Raw genomic sequence first — 21016 nt, forward strand, 5'->3', positions numbered from 1 at the left:
GCGCGACGGTGGCGGTGCAGGCGTTCGGCGCGAGTCCGCGCCGCGCGCCCGTGCCGTTGTCGTTCGGGGGCGCGGCGGGCACCGAAATCCCGGCGGGAGCACAGGCGTTCAGCGATCCGCTGGCCTTCGACGTGCCCGCGGACACCAATCTGCTCGTGAGCTTCCACCTGCCCGGGACCGTGACGGCGGCCCCCGTGCACAGCCTGGCCGTCCAGCAGTCGTACGTCAGCACGCCGGGCGACCATGCCGGGGACGGCGCCCCGGACGCGTACACCTCGACGATCACCAACTGGCCGCTGCTGACCGGGGTCGACGTCGGCGGCGGGCCCGGATCCGTCGTGCTGCTCGGCGACTCGATCACGGACGGCGAGAAGTCGACGCGGGACGCGAACCGGCGCTGGCCCAATGTGCTCGCCGCGCGGCTGCTGAACCAGAGTGTGGTCCCGCGCTATGGGGTCCTCAACCATGGGATCTCGGCGAACCGTGTGGTGAGCGACCGCTACTCCGGCGACGGGGTCTCCACGGACACAGGTGGTGTGAGCGCGCTGCACCGCCTGGACCGGGATGTCCTCGCCCAGACGTCTGCGCGTACCGTCGTCGTCTTCCAGGGGGTCAACGACGTCCGTTGGGGAGCGAGTGCGGAGCAGGTCGTGACGGGGCTGCGGGAGATCGCCGATCGGGCGCGTGGGCGGGGGCTGCGGGTGTTGGTCGCGACGATCGCGCCCTGCGAGGGGGAGGCTCGGTGTACGGCCGCGGTCGACGCCGAGCGTGTCGCCGTGAACCAGTGGATCCGGTCCGGGGACGGGTCCGGGTTCGACGGGGTGCTCGACTTCGATGAGGTGTTGCGGGACCCGGAGCGGCCTGCGCGGATTCTCCCCGCCTATGACAGTGGGGATCATCTGCATCCGGGGGATGCGGGGTTGGCTGCGCTGGCCGAGTCGGTGGACCTGAGGTTGTTGTAGGTGCGGGGACTTCTTGGTGGGGTCTCGCTTCGACTGCGGGTCCGTTGTGGCCGGTCGCGCAGTTCCCCGCGCCCCTTACGGGACTATACGTCCAGGTCGACTACCACTGGGGCGTGGTCCGAGGCGCCCTTGCCCTTGCGTTCCTCTCGGTCCACGTAGGAGTCGGTTACGGCCTTGGCGAAGGGCTCGTTGCCGTAGACGAGGTCGATGCGCATGCCACGGTTCTTGGGGAAGGCGAGCTGGCGGTAGTCCCAGTACGTGTACGGGTGGTCGTACTTGAGGGGGCGCGGGACGACGTCCGAGAGGCCGGCCTCGCGCAGGGAGGCGAGGGCGGCGCGCTCGGCCGGGGTGACGTGGGTGAGGCCCTCGAAGGCGGCCACGTCGTAGACGTCGTCGTCCGTCGGTGCCACGTTGTAGTCGCCCATCACCGCGAACGGGCGGCTGCCGGTCGCGTCGCCCGCGACCGCCGCCTTCAGGGCCTCGAACCAGTGGAGCTTGTACGCGTAGTGGGCGTGGTCCACCTCGCGGCCGTTCGGCACGTAGACCGACCAGACGCGGACCGGGCCGCAGGTCGCGGAGACCGCCCGGGGCTCCTCGGCGCCGTCGTAGCCGGGGTCGCCGGGCAGGCCCTTGACGACGTCTTCCAGGCCTACTCGGGAGATCACCGCCACGCCGTTCCACCGGCCGGTCGCGTGGACCGCCGCCTCGTAGCCCAGCTCGCGCAGCTCGGTGACCGGGAACTTCTCGGCGGCGACCTTGGCCTCCTGGAGGCACAGCACGTCCGTGCCGCTGCTCTCCAGCCAGGCCAGCAGCCTCGGGAGGCGGGCGGTGATCGAGTTCACGTTCCAGGTCGCGATACGCATGCCACACAACTTACCGGGCGGGTCTGACACTCAGAGGTCGGCGGTCTCACCCGGGGCCAGGCGCAGGTGCTCGGAGCCGCCCAGGGCGCCGATCTGGCGGTCGTAGATGGGGCGCGCGAGGTCGGTCAGCAGGGCGTCGTGGATGTCGTACGCGCGCTGCGGCTTGACCTCGCGGACGTAGTCGATGACCTCGGAGATCTTGCTCCAGGGGGCCATGACGGGGAGCATCAGCGTCTCGACCGGCTGGTCGGGGACGGTGAGGGCGTCGCCGGGGTGGAAGACGCGGCCGCCGTCGACGAGGTAGCCGACGTTCGTGATGCGCGGGATGTCCGGGTGGATCACGGCGTGCAGTTCACCGTGCACCCGCACGTCGAAGCCCGCGGCGGTGAACGTGTCGCCGTGGCCGACGGTGTGGACGCGGCCCGGGAACGCGGCCGAGAGCTGGTCGGCGACGGACTTCAGGGTCCAGATCTCCGCGCCCGGGTTGGCCTCCAGACCGGCGCGCAGGTGCCCCTCGCTGAAGTGGTCGGGGTGCTCGTGCGTGACGAGGATCGCGTCCACACCGACCGCGGCGTTCTCCTCGCTGAAGACGCCGGGATCGATGACGAGCGAGCGGCCGTCCTTCTCCAGGCGGACGCAGGCGTGCGACTTCTTGGTGAGCTTCATGCTTCCCATCCTGCCTCCGCGCGGGGGCGCAGGCTCACTTCAGGGGGCGTGCTCCCGGATTCTCACACCTGCTTCTCATCCCCGGCTCTCGCTCCCCGGAGCCCGCTCCTCGTGCTCACTCCTGGGGCGTGGTCTCCTCGCGGATGACCTGCTGGGCCACCTTGAAGGCGCTGTTCGCGGCCGGTACACCGCAGTAGACGGCCGCCTGGAGGAGCACCTCCTTGATCTCGACCGGGGTGAGGCCGTTACGGAGGGCGGCCCGGGTGTGGAAGGCCAGTTCGTCGAGGTGGCCGCCCGCGACCAGGGCGGTGAGCGTGACGCAGCTGCGCGAGCGCCGGTCGAGGCCGGGCCGGTCCCAGATCTCGCCCCAGGCGTAGCGGGTGATGAACTCCTGGAAGTCCCCGGAGAACTCGTCGGCCTGCGCCAGCGCCCGGTCCACGTGCGCGTCCCCGAGCACCTCCCGGCGGACCTTGATGCCCGCGTCGTACGGGTCGGGTCTGCCCAGGACCGCCTCGGGCTGCGCGGCCGGGGCGATCTCGGCGACGGGCGACATCTGCTGCGGCGCGGCCAGGACCGGGCTCGCCTGCGGCACCACGACCGCCATCTGTCCGGTGGACGAGTCGTAGGCGGGCTGCTGCCAGGCGGTGGAGAAGTGCCGTACGAGAAGGTCCGTGACGGCGGCGGGCTGTTCCACGGGGACCAGGTGCGAGGCGCCGGGTACGACGGCGAGGCGGGCGTCCGGTATGCCGGCGACCAGGGTGCGGGCCTCGGCAGGGCCGGTGACCTGGTCGTCGGAGCCGACCAGGACGAGCGTCGGCACCCCGATCCGGCCCAGTTCGCCATGGATGTCGAACGAGGCGAGCGCCTCGCACGCGGCGATGTAGCAGCCCGGGTCCGTGGTGCGCACCATCTGCACGGCCCACTCGGTGATCGCGGGCTGCGCCGCGGCGAAGCCCTGCGTGAACCAGCGCTCCGGGGACGTCCGCGCGATCGGGTCCAGGCCGTTCGACCGTACGATCACGCCGCGCTGCCGGAACTCGTCGGCCGTGCCGAAGCGCGGTGAGGCCGCGATCAGCGTGAGCGAGGCGAGGCGCTCAGGGCGGCGCAGCGCCAGCTCGGCTCCGATGGCACCGCCGAGCGCGCAGCCCGCGTACCCGAACCGCTGCACGCCGAGCCCGTCGAGCGTGGCGAGCAGCCGCTCGGCGAGCTCGGTGACGGAACCGGCCGGGTAGGCGGGCGCGCCGCCGTGGCCCGGCAGGTCGAAGCGGAAGACCCGCCATTGCTTGGCCAGCTCCGGGACCTGCCGGTCCCACATGTGCCATGTGGTACCGAGGGACGGTCCCAAGATCAGGACCGGAGCGTCTTCTGGCCCGTCAAAGCGGTATTGCAGGGTCTCAGCCATCGTCTCACTCACCCGCTCACGCTCCCACATCTCACAATTTCTCACGGGAGGGGGTCGGGAGAGCTCGCCAGACCTCCCCATGTATCCGCCGCCGGACGAAGGTCCTCCACGTTCGGTTTCACATACCAGCGCTTCGTGGTCTTGACGTTGGTGTGCCCCGCCCAGAGGGCAAGGAGGTGATCCGGCACCCCGTTGTTCGCGAGGTACGTGAAGCAACTCTCGCGGGCATCGTACAAGCGGAGCGGGTACGCGCTCGTGGACGAACTCGGGGGCACTCAAGGGGCGGCATCTGCGCGTGCGGGCGTACCATGGCCGAGAACGCGCTTCGGAGGGTCGCTCGACCGCCTGCGGAATGCCCTGGAGCAGGGCGCCTCGCTCCTCACTGGCTGGAACACCCGGTTGGAGGGCCTGCGGCAGACCCCCCGCATCGCTGCCGGGCGAGACCCACACCGAGGCGAAGACGCGGCGCGACACCCAGGTGTGGCCGGCAATCGAGACGTGGCTGGCCCCGCCCTGACCGCAGGCGACGGGCGCGTCGCCGCCCTCCCTAAGGCCCTACCAGCACCGCAGGGCGACGCCCGCCCGCCGCTGACCCTCACCGATAAGGATTCACCTCTGTCCAAGCACGCCCACTTCGGCACCCACCCCGACCACGGCTTCGTCGCCACTGCCTCCGCAAACATGCCCGCACATCTGGCAACTGGTTCCTGACCTGCCAGCAGTTCGAGCAAGTCCCCGGCACCCCCGGCCTGTACCGGCTCACCAACCCCCACGAGGACGGCCAGCGACGCACCCGCCAGGCCGTCCACGACCTGCGCACGCACGGCTACAGGGTGCAGGCCGACCGCTCAAGGCTAGCCTGCGCGGCCGATCCCGAGCCGACCTCTCGCCGACCGAGCACCCCCTGCGGCGGCCTGAGGACAGCCGAGGGGGTGCTGATCCGCTGCTGCGCATCAACACCCCCTCGTGACGCCCCCGCGTCGGTCATCGTCCGGGTGACGGGTGCATCGCGCGGATCCAAGCCACTCCGGTGAAGCTCTTGGCCTCGACATGAATCTCCACGCGCCGGAAACCGGTGGCCTGCAGACCTTCGTAACCGGTGGCGACCAGATCCTGGTAGAGCGCGTCGGAGAAAGCGACCACCAGGTGGGTGGTGAGGGTTTCGGCGAGGGCACGGCGTACGGGAGCGGAGTCGAGGACGCGGAACAGGGCGACCACGGCGGAGCCCGCGTAGCCGCTGTCCGCCTCGTGGACGATGCCCTGGTGCAGGCTGGCTCGCATACGGATGCTGCCGGGGACCCGCGGGTCCCCGGCTCGCCCACCGGGTTTTGGCCTGTCCGAAGCAATGGCCGGAGCGTTGGCCACGGCCAGTCCCGCGGCAAGGCCGTCCAGCAGTCCCGGCACCACCCGGGTCTCGTCGATGCCGGGCTCCAGCACGAGCAGATAGCCGTCGCCCTGGGCCTGCCGGCCGCAGCGCCGCCACTCGATGCCGGCCTGCTCGCAGGCCGCGCGCAGGGTTCGCAGCAGGACGCGCTGCAACCGGACCATGTCGGCGTTGTCACGCGCGCTGTACTTCTCGATGTCGACGGCGAGGCAGAGCCGCCGCATGCCCGGCGGCAGTTCCTCGCTGTCCGGGCCCTCCTCGCCGTCCGCAGAGGCGCCGTCCTCGTATGCGGAGAGCGCCCAGGCGCCGGGGAGGGCCCCGAGTCGCGTCGGCGGGGTGGCGGTCGGCCAGATCTCGGCCACCTGGAGCCGGAACGGTGTGTCGTACGGGGTTTCCGCCTCCCTGCGCAGAAAGGTCCCGCCGAGCATGGGCTGCACCGTGACCGTGGTCAGGCTCAGCCGGCCGGACACCTCGGCCGCGGTTCTCGGCAGGCGTACGACGGCCTGTGCCCAGCGGCCGTCGGGGCGGAGGGCGCCGCTGCGTCCCGGGGCCCGGAAGGTCCAGCGGAGCCTGCTGCTGCCGAGTCCGAACGCGGCAACCTCCGTGCCGTCGGCACCGGTGGTACCGGGGGCCGGATGCAGGGCGAGGGCGTGAGTTGCGCCATCGAGCCGGACGGCGACGGTCACCTGCTGGTAGCCGCGTCCGTCCGGCAGTTCCTCCAGGTCGAAGGGGAAGCAGAGCAGGATGTCACGGTGCGTGGCGGCTGCCGCGGCCCCGCCGTCTTTCGCCCCGGGGAGGTCCGCCCCCGGAAGGGCATAGCCGAGAGGGCGCCCCAGGGAAGCACCGCCGATCCGGTCGTGGACGGGCTGACCCCCCTTGGACACCGCACCGTCGACGGCGAACAGATCCGTGGTCGCCAGCACGTCGTCATGGGCCTGGTGGTCGTGATCCGGGGTGACAGCCTCCACGCCGTCCTGTTCCTCGTACTCCGTACGCTCGTCCCCCACGTTCCTGACTCCCCATCATTTTCTGTGCGGTGAGCACCTCTTGTCAGTCGCCCGGCTCCGTCAGACGGGCGGCGTGACGCAGTCCGGCCGGGGACAGGACGGTCACCCGGCTGTAGCCGACCCGGATGACTCCTTGCCCGGCCAGTGCCCCGAGCACGTGGTGCACGCGGCGCTCCTTGGCGCCGACCAGTCCGGCGATCTCCGCCTGGGTGAGCCGCGGCCCGATCAGGACGTGGCCGCGCGAGGGCTGCCCGTAGTCCTCGACCAGGTCGACGAGCACCCGGGCGACCCGGGTCGCCACCGGACAGCCGCTGAAGTCGCCCCGTCGCCGCACCGACCACCGGTTCTTGCGCACCAGCATCCGGCTGACCGCGAGGGCGGTGGCGGGCCAGCGGTCGAGGCAGCCGAGGAAGTCCTGTTGCCCGATGCGGCGGGCGGCCACCGCGCTCGCGGCGGTGACCGTGGCCGACCTGGGGCGGTTGTCGAAGGCTGCGAACTCTCCCACCAGATCCCCGCCGAGCCGGACGGCCAGCAGTGCGATGTCGCCGTTCTCCGTGACCGCGGTGACCTTGGTGACACCGCTCAGCAGCAACAGGACGAAGGTCTCGTGCAGCCCTTCGGCCAGCAGGATCTCGCCCGGTTCGTACAGGCGTGGAGTCCCCAGCGAGAGCAAGGTCTTCGCGGCCTCCGGGGAGCCGGCCAGCTCCGCCAGGAGGGTGCCGTGCGGCCATCGGTCGGCGGAGCCCGCGCCTTCCGCGTACTTCTCCGGCATCACGGCCACCCCCCGGGCCTCTCGGACTTCTCCGGCACTTACGGCAAACCGATCGTAGCCGTTGAGCCATGGTGAACACCCCTTTTCCCACAGGAGAGTTGTGCCCGGCGGCCTTCGGAATTCCGCACCGCTGCGGAGTGGGCGACACCGCGGTCGGTGCATGCTGTCGGCACGGGGGACGGCACAGGGACCCAGGCCGTCGGCGGCCGACCGGGTCCCCGTAGTCCCCTTGCTCGCACCGCAGGCCGCGCTACTGGCGGAGCTCAGGACATCGGCTCCCGAGCCAGCCGCACATCCGGGGAGCCCAGCAGGGTGAAGCCCGCCCAGTCCACCGGCCGCGTGTGACGGCGCCTGGTGTCCCGTAAGGCATGGCGCAGCGCCTCCCCGGTGGTCGCTCCCGCCGCGAGGTGCTGGTGGAAGGCGGTCATCAGGCGGGCCGTGGCCTTGTCGTCGACAGGCCACAGGGATACCACCACACAGCCCACGCCTCCTGCCAGAAAGGTCCTGGCCAGGCCGAGGTTGCCTTCCGGCGAGAGCCGGCCCCAGCCGGTCCGGCAGGCGCTGAGCACGACGAGGTGACAGCCCGACAGGTCGAGCGGCTGGATGTCTTCCGCCCGCAGGTACGGACCGCCGGCGCCGCTGTCCTCCGCGCCGACAGGGTCCGCCGGGGCGCTCGGCGAGAGGCAGAGCGCGCCCGGGATCCGCAGGGTGTCCTCGCCGGGAAGGGCGTGCGTCGCGAAGTGCGCGAACCGGGCGTACGGCAGCCGGTCGAGGACGGCTTGCCGGGTGGCCCGCTCGCCGAGCAGCGCGGGGGCGCCGTACAGCTCGGCGATGGCCCGGGCCTCCCGTTCGGCGGCGGGCAGGGCGGGCAGCACGGGTGTGGACAGCCCCGGCAGCAGAGGTTCCGTGGGTGGGTCGGGGTTGCCGACCACGAGCGCCTCGGACGGGGCGACCGTGACGGGCACGGTGCCCTGCCTCCCCGTGGGCTGCAGACGGACGGAGGGTGCCAGGGCGACGGTGTACCGGTCCACCAGAGGTGTGTTGTCCTTCAGTGGCAGCGCGTTGAACGGCACGTAGTGGAGAGATCCGTCGGGCACGACCACCAGCCGCCGCGTGCCGGCCGCTTGCAGGTCTTCCTCGACGGGTCGCAGAAAGGCATCGGCGAGCAGGCGCAGGTCCGCGTCGGTGATGTAGCTCCGGTCGGGGTCGGCGAGCGGGCGGCTGTCCCGTTCGGTGACGGCCGAGACCGGGGCTCCCTGGGACAGTGCCCGCAGAAGCCGGGACTCCGGAGCTTCCGCCGCCGGATCCCGTTCGCCGCCGCCGGCGACCTTGCCGGAGGGGATCCCGCGGGCATCGGGCGAGTCGGTGAGAATCTCGTCGGCAGGAGCCCCGTCGGCGGACACGGCGCCCGGCATCGCCGAGCCGGTGCCGGAGAGGTCGACTTTGTGGTGCCGCCGTGTGCCACTTGGGGAGATGACCCAGATATAGGCGGTGGTGGCGCCGCTTGTCACGCTGGGGCGGGCGGGCCCGAGCAGGCTGTAGACCAGAGTGACCGTGTTGTGCCGCGTGGCCAGTTCGGACAGCTGCTGTGCCGTCCGTGCTTCCGGCGATGCCGGGGCCTGCGCGGTGGTGTCGGCCCTGGAGGATTTTGTTACCAGAAGACGCTGTTCGAGCAGAAGGCCGCGGACCCGCTCCGCGGCCTCCAGCGCGCCGTCGGTGTCGTGACGTGCGACCCGGCAGCGCTGGAGGGCCCGGTACACCTGGGCCTGTTCTCCGAGCAGGTCGATGTGTTCCCTCTCGCTGCGGGTGGTGGCCCGCACCCGCTCCCACAGCGTCACCGCCTCCAGCAGGTGGCCCTCGGCGTCGGCAGGCTCGCCCCGTACGTGAAGTACGGTCCCCAGCGTCAGCAGCGCGACGGCGACGAAGCTCGGCCCCTGGCCGCCGCGCGCCGTGTGCACAGCTCGTTCCGCCCAGGCGAGCGCCTCGTCCATGGCATCCATCACCGCATGGGCATTGGCGAGATTGACGGCGGCTGAGGTCATGACGATGGCGTCGCCGCGCTCGGCGGCTTCCGTGTGAGTGCGGGTGAGTAGCTCCACCGCCTCCGACATCTGCGTCGGCTCACCGCAGAAGACCAGGGAGATGGCGAGTCCCTCGCGAATCTGCGCGAGCCCGGGATCGTGCTGCTGAGCTGCGCCCGACATCAAGGAGAGTGCCTCGCGCCCCTTCGACACCGCCTCTTGAAGGCGGCGCTCGCGTCGCAGCACAAGTCCCTGAAGTCTGAGGGAGGAGGCAAGCAGCCGTATGCGATCGGCCTCGGTGGATGCCCGGGCCAGCCGCTCGGCCTCGGCGGCGCAGCCCCGGGCGGTCGCGCCGTCGCCCACCGTGTTGGCGGTGATTCCGAGGCTCAACAGCTCCTGGGCGAGCTCCAGCCCGGTCCCGGAGGTCCGTGCCGTCTCGGCGGCACGGGCGAAGGCCGTGAGGGCGCCTCCGATCTCTCCCTGGAGCAGCTGGCACTGTCCGAGCCGGTGGAAGCAGTCCGCTGTGAAGTCGGAGTCGTTCTGGGCAACCAGCTCGAAGACCTGCCGCACGACGTGCTCACCATCTGTGAGGTCACCGGTGCGGTAGAGCGCCTCGGCCAGAGCGAGCAGTGCCCTGATCCTGGTTCTGCGCACCAGAGGGGTGTTGCGCTTCATGCCGTGCAGGAGGGAGAGGCTGAACCTGCTGCATTCGGCCTCGTCGGAGTAGCGGGCGAGCTGTCCGGCGGCGGCCGCGGCGTCCTGCCAGCAGGCGGCGGAGAGCAGCCGGTCCGAGAAATTGACGGCGGCCTCGCGGTACAGCGTGTACGCCTCCGTCCAGCGCCGCTCCTCGGCCATGCGGTCCGCCTTCCACATACGGACCATCGAAAGCAGCTGTCTCACGCCTCGGCCTCCCGCGACTGCGGCAGCGCATCGGCGTGCACGGTCCACACGCGGTAGTGGAACTCCTCGCCCACGTCCAGCAGTTGGTCCCTTACGCCGTACCAGAGCTCCTGCAGCAGCGCGCCCAGGGCAGGATCGGTCGTGCCCGCGGACCGGGAGGGGGCCTCCCGCGAGGCCAGGCCCCTGAGGTCCATCGGGCGGTCGCCGACGAGGAGAAGCACGGTCTCCGGCCGCGGACCCTGCGCGGGCACGTCGGAGGGCCAGTAAATCCTGACGGAGGCCGTGGTGCGGGTGCTTCGGTGCTCGTCCCCGTAGGGTTCGAGCCGGTAGCCGCTGGGCTGGTCGTTGGTCACCAGGGCGGTGCGGCCGCTCAGCCCGACCCCGATCACCCAGAAGTACAGGGGCACACCGGAGAGGTTGGCCACCGTGACCCGGTAGCTGTCACCGGCGTACAGCCGCTCGCCCACCGGGCGCAGCATTCGCCAGTCGCCGCTCCCGGCCGGATGCTCGGCCTCGAACCGCACCTCCAGACCGGCGTCCAGACGGCCGGCGCCCTCCGGGTCGCGCAGGCTTCGTACGCGTTCGCCCCGGGCCAGCTCCTCCAGCAGGGCGGTCAGCCGGGCCGGATCCGAGTGAGCGGTTCCGGCGGGCTTCCGGAAGGGATGCCCCTCCGCGTTCAACACTTCGCACTTCCCGGGCTGCGTCGCGCGCACGGTGGCGAAGGCGTCCCGCTCGTCGTCGGTCTCCGCCAGCCGTGGGCAGCGGGCGAGTTCCTTGCGCAGCGCCTCGGCGAAGGGGGCCCGGGCGTCGATGAGCACATGCCGGCGGTCGTGGACCCGCACCACGAGCGCGTACGCGCCGGGCGGAAGCGCCGCCGTGCGCAGGTCGCCCGCCAGGGACGGGGGAGCGGCGGACGGCGTCGTACGCAGCAGCGCGTCCCCCGCCTTCATCGCGTCCACGGTCGCCGGTACGGAAAACTCGTGGCCGGCGTCCTTTTCGTGACCGCCGGGGAACATCATGCTGACGCTGTCCTCGAGGCCGAGCCCGAAGACGGCGCCGCCGGGAACGACGAACCGGCCGTCCCGACGCACCAGCGGGAGCCGTTCGGGCTCGGAGGGCTCCTCCAGGGAGAACGGCAGCCGCCCCGAAGGTCCTCCGGCGTCGGGCCACTGCCGTACCTGCTGTTGTTTGATGCGGTCGCGGGCGTGTGCGACCAGCACCGACCAGGGCACACGTGGGTGCCGTCGTGGATCGAGCACCTTGGCCAGGGCCGCGGTGAACACGCCCTGCCGCCCGGCTCCGGGGCGGAGTTCGGCTTCGTACGCCGAGTCGTACTGCTGACATGCCGTCAGCCGTACGACATTCGGGACCAGGGGGTCGTCCGGGCGGGAGAGGGCGGCCGCGCGCTCGAGCCCCGCGGCCAGGGCGAACCGGGGCAGCTCCACCGATTTCAGTGCCCATCTGCCGGACTCGTACGCCGCCTCCCGTACTGCACCACCGGAGTGACAGCAGTCGAGGACGACGGTGACATTGGGGGTTACATCGCTGAGGGCGCGGACGGCGGCGGTGAGTTCCTCGGCCAGAAAGCCGCGGAAGTCGGTGGGGGTGCTGTCGGCCATGTCGATGGGCACCAGGTACTGCAGTTCGCCCAGCAGTGCGCCGTGCCCCGAGTAGTAGACGACCACGCCGTCGCCCGGCTGCGTGGCGGCCCGGAGTTGACTCAGGGCCGTCGTGATTCCCGCGTAACTGGCCAGCGCCTCGGTACAGGTTCGTACGTCGGTGAATCCGTGGTTCCTCAGCACCGCGTGCATCAGCTTCACATCGGCGTGCACGCCGGTCAGCCCGTAGGTCTGGGCGCCGATCAGCAGCGCTCGTAGCGTCATCTCATACCCCCACATGGATGAAGGGCGCCCAGTGGTACGGGTGCCGGTCGTCTGCGTCCGTATGACGCAGCGGTTCACTGTCCCGCGACGCGTCCCAGGACCGGGCGCGGGACGCCGGTCCCGCGCGGACTCCGGCACGGTCTGTCAACGCGCTGAATTCCTCGTCCCGCTCGGCGCCGGACAGCTCCCGAACCTCGCACTGCGCGCGGGCCAGCGCCGCGCCGACGGAGGCGGCCGGGTCGTGGAGGAGGTGCTGGTAGGTCTTGGTGACGACCAGGCAGCCCGTGCTGTCACGGACCGGCCAGAGCGAGACCACGGCATGCCGCGCCCCGGTGATCAGGGCGGCCCGGGTCAGTCCCAGGACGTCGCCGCCCGCGGTGGCTCTGCCGCGTCCGGTGTCACAGGCGGACAGCACCAGCAGTTGCGGCCCATGAGCGGCGGCCAGCAGGTCGGCGAGGCCGAGGCAGTCGTCTCCGGCCAGCGGCAGCCGGCTGCGGTTCGGGGCCAGTTCGTCGACCAGACCGTGCGTGGCGAGATGCAGCACCTCGTAGCCCGGCGCCGCCTCAAGCACCTTGGCACGGGCCGCGTCGGCCCCGGTCAGCAGCCGGTGACGGGGCATCAGCCGGGCGATCTCGGCGGTTTCGGCAGCGGTGCCCGGCAGCTCCCGCAGCCCGTGGCGGGGGTCGCAGGCGGGGGCGCCCACCAGAAGGGCGCCGAGCTCGGACCAGGGCCGGTCCGGCGCCTGGTGCCGGCGCCGGGTGAGGAGGGAGGCTGCGGGAAGGTACGACACCTCGTGGGTGACGCCGAGGATGTCACCGTTCCAGGGCAGGGCGTGGAAGGGCAGCAGCGAGAGCGAGGCCGGGGGAACCACGATCACCCGTTGGTGGTCTTGGAGTTGAGCGGCGAAGGGCCGCAGCAGCAGTTCGGCCAGCTCCTGGCCGTCGGCTTCGCCGGCGCTCGCGCCCGCCGTGGAACACCAGTCGTGGAAGCGTCGCGCGGCCGCCACCGCGGCGTGGGCCCACCGGGTGTGGCGCTCGGCGAGCAGCGTCTGCCGGGTCATCGCCCAGGCGACGAGTGCGTCGTCGAAGAGATGGTAGGCAAGCAGCAGACTGCCGGGAGGCAGTGCCTCGGCCACGGCGGCGGCGTCCGGAAGCGCGCTGCTGCCGGACGCGGTGAGCGCGGCCGGAACCAGCCTCAGTACCTCGGCCTCGGCGACATCCAGAGCCCGCTCCGCCTCCTCGATACGCCCCCGCGGCGCTTCCTCGTCCGTCACGCCGCCCCCGGACGGCCACGCACCGGGCGTCGACGCACCAGGCTTCCCGGGCGCCTCGTCTCCCGCGACCGTCTCCGGCCCCCGCCCCGCGCCCCCTGCCGAGTGCCGGGCGTCCACGGGTTCCGACGCAGCCGAAGCGGGCAGCACGCCGCGTCCGGCGGATGAGCCGGCCGGGCCCGGCGGGGCCGGCCGGCTGCGGATGGTGGCCGCGTGTTCCTCGAACTCCGCGGACCAGCGCACCTCGGCGGCCAGCCAGTTCCTGACGGCCGCGAGGGCGGCCTGGTCCGTTCCCGCGGCATCGAGGGCGTGGAGTGCGTCGAGGAATCCGGCGCGGCTCCGCTCGGCCCGGGTGAAGGCGGCGGCGGGCGCGGAGGGACCGCCGAGTGAGAGCAGGGAGATCACCGCGGTGTGGTGCAGACCGGCCACCACTTGGTCGTCGGCGAAGGAGGCACGCAGCGCGTCGCGGGCCAGCTTGACGCGATACTCCTCGTAGGCGTCGAGCCCCAGCAGGGCGTGGCCGGCGGCATGGCCGTACGCACCCCGCGCCAGGGCGAGGTCGGCATGAATCCCCGGCCGTTCCCAGGGGTAGTCCTGGTCGGGGCCGTCGGCACCGATGAACGGCACATGAGGCGCGGCGCGTTCGGGCCGGCGCAGACGCAGCCAGAGTCCGGCGGCCTGGATGGCGGAGAGCTTCGGCTCGACCACCTCCATCTCGGCTCTGGCCATGCCCCCCTCGCGCAGATCGACGTGCACCGCACAGCGCAGGACGCGCCGGAACATCTCGTCCGGGATCCGCTCGGCCTCCCCCAGAGCCTGCCGGGCGAGGCGGTCGGCCTCCTCCTCCAGACCTGCCGAACGGGAGCGGCGCGACCGGAAGAAAGCCTCCTGGGCCGGGCAGGACGCGAGGTCAGAACGGAGCATGCCGAGGATCGTCTCCACCGGTTCGACGTCCGTCAGAAAGCGGGTTCCGACGCTGATCGCGAACTCGATGCGGGAGCGCGAGGCTGCCATCACCTCGGGGTCCCGCAGGGCGGACGCCTGGTCGTGGAAGATCTTGGCGGAGTGGATGACGCCCAGGCAGTCGGCGAGTTCGGGCCGCTCGCCCTGCTCGGTCCTGAGCCGGAGCCGTGCGAGATGGTCCTTCTGCTCCAGGTCGGTCAGGACGATACCGGCCAGCCGGTGCCGGGCCCGCAGGTAGACGCCCGCCTCCGGGGCCGCCATGCCCTCGGAAGTGCCCTCCGCCTCCGGGGTCAGCCGGTGAGCCAGCAGTGCGGCCCGCCTGCTCCGGACGACGTCCCCGCGCGCGCTCCAGAACTCGGCCCGCTCCAGGACGAGTTGCCGCATGCCTCGCAGCCATGACGTGCTCCCGGCCGTGCGCGCCCAGTTCACAACGGATTCGACAGTCCCGGCCCCCTCCCCCGGACCCGTCTGTGCTCCAGGCTCGGCGCCCGCCGCGATCAGGTCGAGCTGCTGATGGATGCCGAGCAGCGCGGCGTACGCTCCGTCACCTCCGGCGACTGCCAACTCCCGTGCGCGGGCGACGGTCCTGCGGCATGCGTCCAGCTCGCCCCGGAGCCGATGGATGTGTGCGAGGCGCAGTAGCGCCGCGGCCCGGCCGCGCAGCGATTCCGCCTCCTGGTACGCCGCGACGGCCCTCTCGTAGTGTTCGGTGGCAAGGGACAGCGCTGCCGGGTCCGGCGGGTCCGGTACGGCGGCGCACTGTTCCGCCGTACCCGGCGTCCCCAGGCACCAGTCGCCGGTGAGAAGCGCGGCGAAGCCGGCGGTCGCGGGGCTCAGGGCGTTCTGCCCTACGTGCTGCAGCAGGGGTTCGGCCGCCCGCCGGTCGCCCGCCCGGACGCGGAGGTCCGCGGCGAGCAGCAGATGGCATGCCGTGGCATCCGCGTGGCGGGTGGCGGCGATCTCCTCGTACAGGCCGTCGAACCACTTCAGCGGTTCCCGCGTGCCCGCCCACAGATCCCGCTCCGCCCAGTGGGCGGGACCCCCGTACTGAACCGTTCGGGCCTGGGCGTCGGCCGCACCCGCGGCGTGTCCGAGCGTCATACGCGAGGAGAGCAGGACCGGAGTGAGCCGTCCCGCGAGGTGCGCGCAGAGCCGCAGCCGCGGGTCGGTGACCGAAGCCATGGCGGACTCGATTCCCTCACCTGCCGTGGACTGCGCGACTTCGGCCTCGGGCCGCAGGGGCACCAACGAGGTGCCGGGCTGCCAGTTGCTGTCCATGGCGACGGCGGCGGTCCGCAGGGCAGACGACAGCGATGACGGCTGCGACGGCCGCACTTGATCGTGCGCCCGGGGCGGGGCGGTCCCTCCTGAGGCGCCCGGCGCCTGCACCTTGAGGAGGGCCAGGGCCCGCTTGGGTTCGCCGGCCGCGAGTGCGGCCGCCGAAGCGAGCCACACACCCAGCGGCTCGTCGTCCCGGAAGTCCGGCTCGCAGGGCCGGCGAACGACGGGATCGGTTCCCCGCTGCTCGATGAGCAGCAGAGCGGTCAGCCGTTCGACGGCTTTGCCGTTCTCGCCGTTCCCCGCGGCGACACCCTGCCAGGTTTTGACCATGGCTTTGCCCCTCCCCCTCGCTCCCCCGTATTCCGCGTCAGGCGGAACGTCAGATTGCCGACCGTAGCGGCGGATCCGCGGAATAGGCCAGGCCGGTGGATTTCACTGACCGCCTCCGCCAATCCGATCAACCGATCGGTCATTTAACGACACATTCAGAATCGATTCGCAGGCGAAACAAATACGGTCCTGACATTGCTCGAACTACCCACCGAACTGCGCACATCTGTCCCATGAGGCGTCGGCCGCCACACGGTTCCGCACCACCCTGAATACCGCACATCCCGACGACCAATTCCGCAATACGACTGGTTGCGCCCTGCCGACAGATGGCATATTTCAGACTGGTTCAGGCCCGGCGGGGGGAGCACCATGGGTTGGCTGGAACAATTGCGCGGGCCATCGGCCCGCGCTCGCGGCCATGGCGCCACCACGGTCGCCAGGCATTTCACATCGGGACCCACACATCACGAACCCGAGCGTCTCGCGGCAGAGTTGCGCGATCTGGCCAGCCACCCTTTCTGCGCCGCACACAGCGAGGCGCTGCGCCGTCTCGCGGACGCGGTGCACAGCGGCAGCGAGGACGAACTGCGCATGTGGGCGGGCGGCGGACTGGTCGCCGCGTACTGCGGGCCGGACGCGCTCACCACCGCGACCGCCGTGGAGTCCGGCCGTGTGCGGCGGCTCCTTCATGCGCTGCCCTCAGTACTCGTCTTCGCCCCGCTGCTGGTCACCTGGGCAGGGCTGGGGGCTGCTGCCTACGCATACCAGCGGATGCGGGACTCCGGCGGAGACACGGGCGCCGGCGGCGGCCCGTCCGAGTCGTTCCTCGCCCTGTGGCAGCAGGGCTTCGACGGCCATCTCTGGCCCGTCCTGCACTTCGACATGATGGTCGTCTACACCGTCATCGCCCTGCTGGCACTGATGGGCACCACCGTGCTGAGCCGCCTCAGAGACGCGGCGGAGGAGACGCAACGGCGGCTGATCGTTCCACGCCTGTCGGGAGCGCTCGCCCAGGTCGAGGCGCTGGCCGCGCAAGCCGCCCACTCCTCCCCCGTCCGATTCGCCCAGGAACTCCAGGGCGCGGCCGCGGGGTTGCGGGCCCTGCTGGTCCAGGCGACCGATGTCCAGGAACGCGCACACGACCTCCTCAGCGGGGCCGGTACGGCCACGGAGCAACACCTCGCCGCCGTCAAGGCCCTGGAGTCGGCCGTGGCCGAACTGCGGGCGGGGACGGCGGACGTACGGGAGTCCGTGCACTGCGCCACACAGGCGGCCGGCGAGGTGGCGGACAGTACCCGGCTGCTGACCGACGAGCTGGCCAAGTCCGGCACCGCGATGGCGGAAGGCATGGACCGCGCGGGCCTGCTCGCGGCGGAACGGATAGGCGGCGCCGGGCAGCTGACGGCCGACCGGATCGACAAGGCCGCGCGCGAGGCACGGGAACGGGAGACCGCCGCGGCCGACCGCACGGCGGAGTGGATGCGCCAGGCGGTGCAGGAGGTGACCGGATCCCTCACCGCCGTACGCGCATCGACGGCCGAGTCGGCTCAGGTCCTGACCGCGACGCTCGGCGGTCTCGACCGCACACTGGCGACCCTGCCGGCCGCCCTCGAACGCACGGCCTCGGAGGGCGCCGAACGCATCGGCACCGCCTACGAGCTTGCGGTCGCGGCCCTGGCCTTCTCGCTCCGCGAGGAGGTGCACACCGTCACCACCGAACTGACCGCCCGCATCGCGGAACTGCGCGCGGCCACGCTCACCCAGCAGAACGGCCAGACCCGGGCACACACCCGGCTGCTGGAAACAGTCGAGAAGTTGCACGGCGCTCTGCGGTCCCTCGCGGACACCCTGGCCGCGGGGCCGCCCAGCCCGCCCTCCCCGCCGGTGGCGAACCTGCCCCTGGAGAGCGTGCCCCGGCCCGCCGATGATGCCCGTATCTCGCGGGCCGTCGCCGAGGAGGACCGATGAGGAAGGGGGGGTCGGGGGCGCGGCTGGCGGGATGGCTCTTCGCCGATCTGCTGCTGGTCATGGTGGTCGTGGCTCTCGGCGGCCAGACGATGACGGAAGGCGCCGGTGCGCGCATTGGACCGGAGCGCACGGCAGGCCCCACCAGTACGTCGGGGCCTTCACCAACGCCCACGATCCCCACTGCGGTGCCGAGCAGCCCGGCGGCCCCGGCCGGCGGGCTCGACCCCGACACCGAGTCGATCACCGTGAACACCGACCCGGAGGACCTCATCGGCGGCTCGGACCGGGCCGCCGCGAGCATTCGAAGCCAAGTCGTCCAGAAGGCCGGGCAGTTCAAGGGCGAGCGGGCCGCCTTCGTCATCGTCTTCGGCAACGCCGGCCGGCTCCCGGGCGGCGCGGTCGACACCCGGTCCAGCACGGCGTACGCCGAAGCCGTCGCCAAACTGCTGCCCTCCGCCGCGCCGGACTTCTTCCCGCCCTACGACGAGAAGATCATTCGCAGCTACCACAACACGGACCCTCTCGTTCCGTCCGGTACCGCCGAGATCGAGCTGTTCTTCCTGCTCCACTGACCCACTCACCGCACTCACCGCGGAGTCGCCGTGCCCCACTCATCCGCATCAGCCGCCGCAAGTCCCCACGCGTCCTCGCCCACCGCTCTCGCCGATCTGCAGCGGTACGCCGAGGATGCCCAGGCCATGCTCCGGGACCAGGAGATACCCGACACCCCGGAGTGCCACGCCGCCCGGGACCGGGTCCGGGAAGCCGCCCAGGAGCTGCTGGACCGGGCCGTCTCGCCGGTCACCATCGGAGTCGTCGGGGAGTACAGCGTGGGCAAGTCCCTGCTGCTCGGCACCCTCTTGGGCTGCCCCGATCTGCTGCCGGCCGAGGAGCGCCCCACCACCGGCAACATCACTGTGCTGTCATTGATCGCGGGCGAGCGCGGCAGCCCCAGCCGGGCGGCGGCGGACACCGAGATCCGCTATCTGAGCGAGGAGCAGCTCAGTCGCTGTGTACAGGACATCCTCTCCAGTCTGATCACCAAACTGGACAAGAGGCACCCGGAGCTGGGCGCAGGCACCGCTCTCACCGGATACGACCCGGTGGCCGATCCGCGTGGCTGGGCGCCCTTCGACAGCTGGTACCCGTGTCTGTGGCCGGCGCCACCGGGCGGGGGCAACCGTCCGGTGGCGCCCGCGGTCATCGACGACACCCACCGGGACACCGTGGTCGAGCTGTGCCGGATCAGGGACGCGCTGCTCAGTCAGCAGGGAGAGCTGAGCGTCCTCGGGCAGAGCGTCCTGGTCAAACGGCGGATCGTCAACGAGGCCCTGAAGCTCCCGGCCGAGAACGTCACTCCTCCCACACCACCCAAGCTCAGCATCCAGCCGTTCAACCGCGAGAGCGTCCGCAGCGAAAAGGGTGATGCGCTCAGCCGCAGCTTCCCGCTGATCGAGCGGGTGATCCAGGAGGTCACGGTCTCCCCCGACCACTGGGCCCTGGGCGGTCTGCTGACCGAACACCCGCTGCGGTTCCTGGACTTCCCCGGCATCGGGGCGGCCGGCTCGTACGGCAGGGACAAGTCGCTGAGCCGACGTGTACTCGTCGACGTGCACACGATCCTGCTGGTCATTCTCTCCGCCCGCCCGCAGTCCAAGGGAGCCTCCGAATTCTGGGACATGCTCCTGGATGACGGCCGCACCCCGGAGGCTCTGGGCCAGGCCGCGCTGGTCGCCGCCAATATCTTCGACCGGACGCATCTTCCGTCCCTCACCGCCCTTCCGGGCTCCGAACTGCCGCTGTCCCAGCTGCTGCGGCACGCGGACGAGCTCAACGGAATCCATGTCTACGGCAGCAAGTTCGTCCGGGGACGCCAGGACGGCATCGTCGTCACTTCGGCGATCCCCGCGATCCGCAGCTACGAGCTGTCCTACACCAACCTCTCCGACCACACCCGCGACCGCGTCCGCGCCGCCATCGGCAAGCTTCCGTCCCCCGGCGAACGCCCATGGGAGCCGATCTCGGCGCGCCTGGAGGCCACCGAGCCCGCCAATGCCTGGACGCCACGGCTGCGCGCGTACGACGAGGACGGCGGCATCGGCCATCTGCGTACGCTGATCGAAGATCATGTACGGAAGAACGGCGTGGCGCAGAAGCTGGAACGCGCCGAGCGCTCACGGCGGAAGCTGGACGCGGCGCTGCTCACCCTCCAGCGCCAGATACACCGCTCCGCGGCCGGCGAGAACGCCGCGTACCGGGAGATCACGGAGATGTTCGCCGAGCTGCGCTACCTGCTGGACAAGCGGGTGCGCCCCGCCCTCCACGCGCTGCACAGCCCCGACCCGCTCGCCGAGGACGACGGCGCGTCACCGGAGTTCGGCGAAGCCGGTGACGCGGGAACGCCGACCCGGCCACCAGGTCTGGCGGCGACCGCCGCCGCCGTGCACCAGGACGTCTTCCAGTGGACGCAGTGGCACCAGCTGATGGAGCGCGCCGACCGGGACCAGCAGCATCTGGTCACCAAGAGCAGGCCGGCCGCGACCGATACGAACACCATCTGGGAGGACTACTTCGACGTCACGGACGCCGACTCCGACGCCTCCGACGACATCCTCGGGGACGCGGACCCGGCGGAGGACTCATCCGGCGTCTTCGTCGAGAACTTCCGGCAGACGGTCCAGGAGTGGAGCAGGGACGGTAACGACCGGCTGCGGGAATGGTGCCAGGACTGGGCCGCCCACTGGCAGCAGGAGTTCGCCGCGCTGCGCGAGTGGTTCGCCGAACCCGGTACGCGCTCGCTGCTGATCGAGCTCTACGCGCGGCGACGCGGTGGAACCGCGAAGGCCCGTCGGCAGCTGGGGCATCTGTGGACCTGTCTCGACCCCGAGAAGACGGTCGGAAAGATCATCCCGAGGCTCGAACACCGGGAGTGGGACGCGATCGAGCTGGAACGCCGTTTCCCCGCCCGACCGCACCACGCTCTGGCCTGGCACCACCTGATGCGGGACCTCGAGGAGCACATCGAAGAGCGGGAGAGGCATCCACTGAGGGTGGTGGAACTGCGTCAGCACACGGCGGTGGCCGCGGCCCGGACGGTCACGGACCATCTGGATGAGCTGCTCGGTGTGGTCACCGAGCAGCTCATCCCGGTGTACGACCAGGCGTCCGCGGCCCTCCTCAAGGAGAGCGATGTCGTGCCGCCCCGTCAGGACCCGCCCGGCGACGGCCCCTTCGGCGGGCCGCCCGTCGATTCACCGGACGGCGACCGCGGAGACGGCGAGTACCGCGAATACGTCACGCAGCCGATCGACCACCTCATCAGGACCTGGAGCGTCGACTGA

General features: G+C 71.5%; 12 protein-coding genes. 4 read left to right on the plus strand and 8 right to left on the minus strand.

From position 1 onward, the window contains the following. Positions 1-962, plus strand: a 962-nt coding sequence (locus O3Q52_RS15880) for an SGNH/GDSL hydrolase family protein (RefSeq protein WP_269649423.1), incomplete at its 5' end; no start/stop codon positions are given. A gap of 83 nt (positions 963-1045) precedes the next feature. Here O3Q52_RS15880 and O3Q52_RS15885 read toward each other — a convergent pair. The 8 genes from O3Q52_RS15885 to O3Q52_RS15920 all read right to left on the minus strand — a co-directional run bounded on the left by O3Q52_RS15885 (position 1046) and on the right by O3Q52_RS15920 (position 15704). Next, a complete protein-coding gene (locus tag O3Q52_RS15885) occupies positions 1046-1825 on the minus strand; it encodes an exodeoxyribonuclease III (RefSeq protein WP_269649424.1) in 780 nt (259 codons plus the stop codon). Between the two features lie 30 nt (positions 1826-1855). Then, a complete protein-coding gene (locus O3Q52_RS15890) occupies positions 1856-2491 on the minus strand; it encodes an MBL fold metallo-hydrolase (RefSeq protein WP_269649425.1) in 636 nt (211 codons plus the stop codon). Positions 2492-2606: 115 nt separating this feature from the next. After that, positions 2607-3905, minus strand: a complete 1299-nt coding sequence (gene pcaC, locus O3Q52_RS15895; protein WP_269649426.1) for a 4-carboxymuconolactone decarboxylase — start codon at positions 3903-3905, stop codon at positions 2607-2609. A 972-nt stretch (positions 3906-4877) separates the two neighbouring features. Beyond that, entirely contained in the window at positions 4878-6284 is a 1407-nt protein-coding gene (locus tag O3Q52_RS15900; protein ID WP_269649427.1) for a hypothetical protein, read from the minus strand. A gap of 43 nt (positions 6285-6327) precedes the next feature. Beyond that, positions 6328-7056: a Crp/Fnr family transcriptional regulator gene (locus O3Q52_RS15905; protein WP_269649428.1), complete on the minus strand. Its 729-nt coding sequence runs from the start codon at positions 7054-7056 to the stop codon at positions 6328-6330. A 263-nt stretch (positions 7057-7319) separates the two neighbouring features. Then, on the minus strand, positions 7320-9977 hold the full coding sequence (locus tag O3Q52_RS15910) for a CHAT domain-containing tetratricopeptide repeat protein (protein ID WP_269649429.1): 2658 nt from the start codon (positions 9975-9977) through the stop codon (positions 7320-7322). Then, positions 9974-11860: a caspase family protein gene (locus O3Q52_RS15915; protein ID WP_269649430.1), complete on the minus strand. Its 1887-nt coding sequence runs from the start codon at positions 11858-11860 to the stop codon at positions 9974-9976. The genes O3Q52_RS15910 and O3Q52_RS15915 overlap by 4 nt, the downstream gene beginning before the upstream one ends. Position 11861: 1 nt before the next feature. Beyond that, positions 11862-15704 (minus strand): CHAT domain-containing protein, encoded by a 3843-nt coding sequence (locus tag O3Q52_RS15920; RefSeq protein ID WP_269649431.1) that lies wholly within the window; start codon positions 15702-15704, stop codon positions 11862-11864. 495 nt (positions 15705-16199) lie between these two features. Between O3Q52_RS15920 and O3Q52_RS15925 the strand changes: the two genes are divergently transcribed. The 3 genes from O3Q52_RS15925 to O3Q52_RS15935 are packed head-to-tail and all read left to right on the plus strand — an operon-like array spanning position 16200 to position 21016. After that, positions 16200-17675: a hypothetical protein gene (locus tag O3Q52_RS15925; RefSeq protein ID WP_269649432.1), complete on the plus strand. Its 1476-nt coding sequence runs from the start codon at positions 16200-16202 to the stop codon at positions 17673-17675. Next, positions 17672-18247 (plus strand): hypothetical protein, encoded by a 576-nt coding sequence (locus tag O3Q52_RS15930; protein WP_269649433.1) that lies wholly within the window; start codon positions 17672-17674, stop codon positions 18245-18247. The genes O3Q52_RS15925 and O3Q52_RS15930 overlap by 4 nt, the downstream gene beginning before the upstream one ends. Positions 18248-18277: 30 nt before the next feature. After that, a complete protein-coding gene (locus O3Q52_RS15935) occupies positions 18278-21016 on the plus strand; it encodes a hypothetical protein (protein WP_269649434.1) in 2739 nt (912 codons plus the stop codon).

It is taken from the genome of Streptomyces sp. ActVer, assembly GCF_027270795.1.
Classification (GTDB): domain Bacteria; phylum Actinomycetota; class Actinomycetes; order Streptomycetales; family Streptomycetaceae; genus Streptomyces; species Streptomyces umbrinus_A.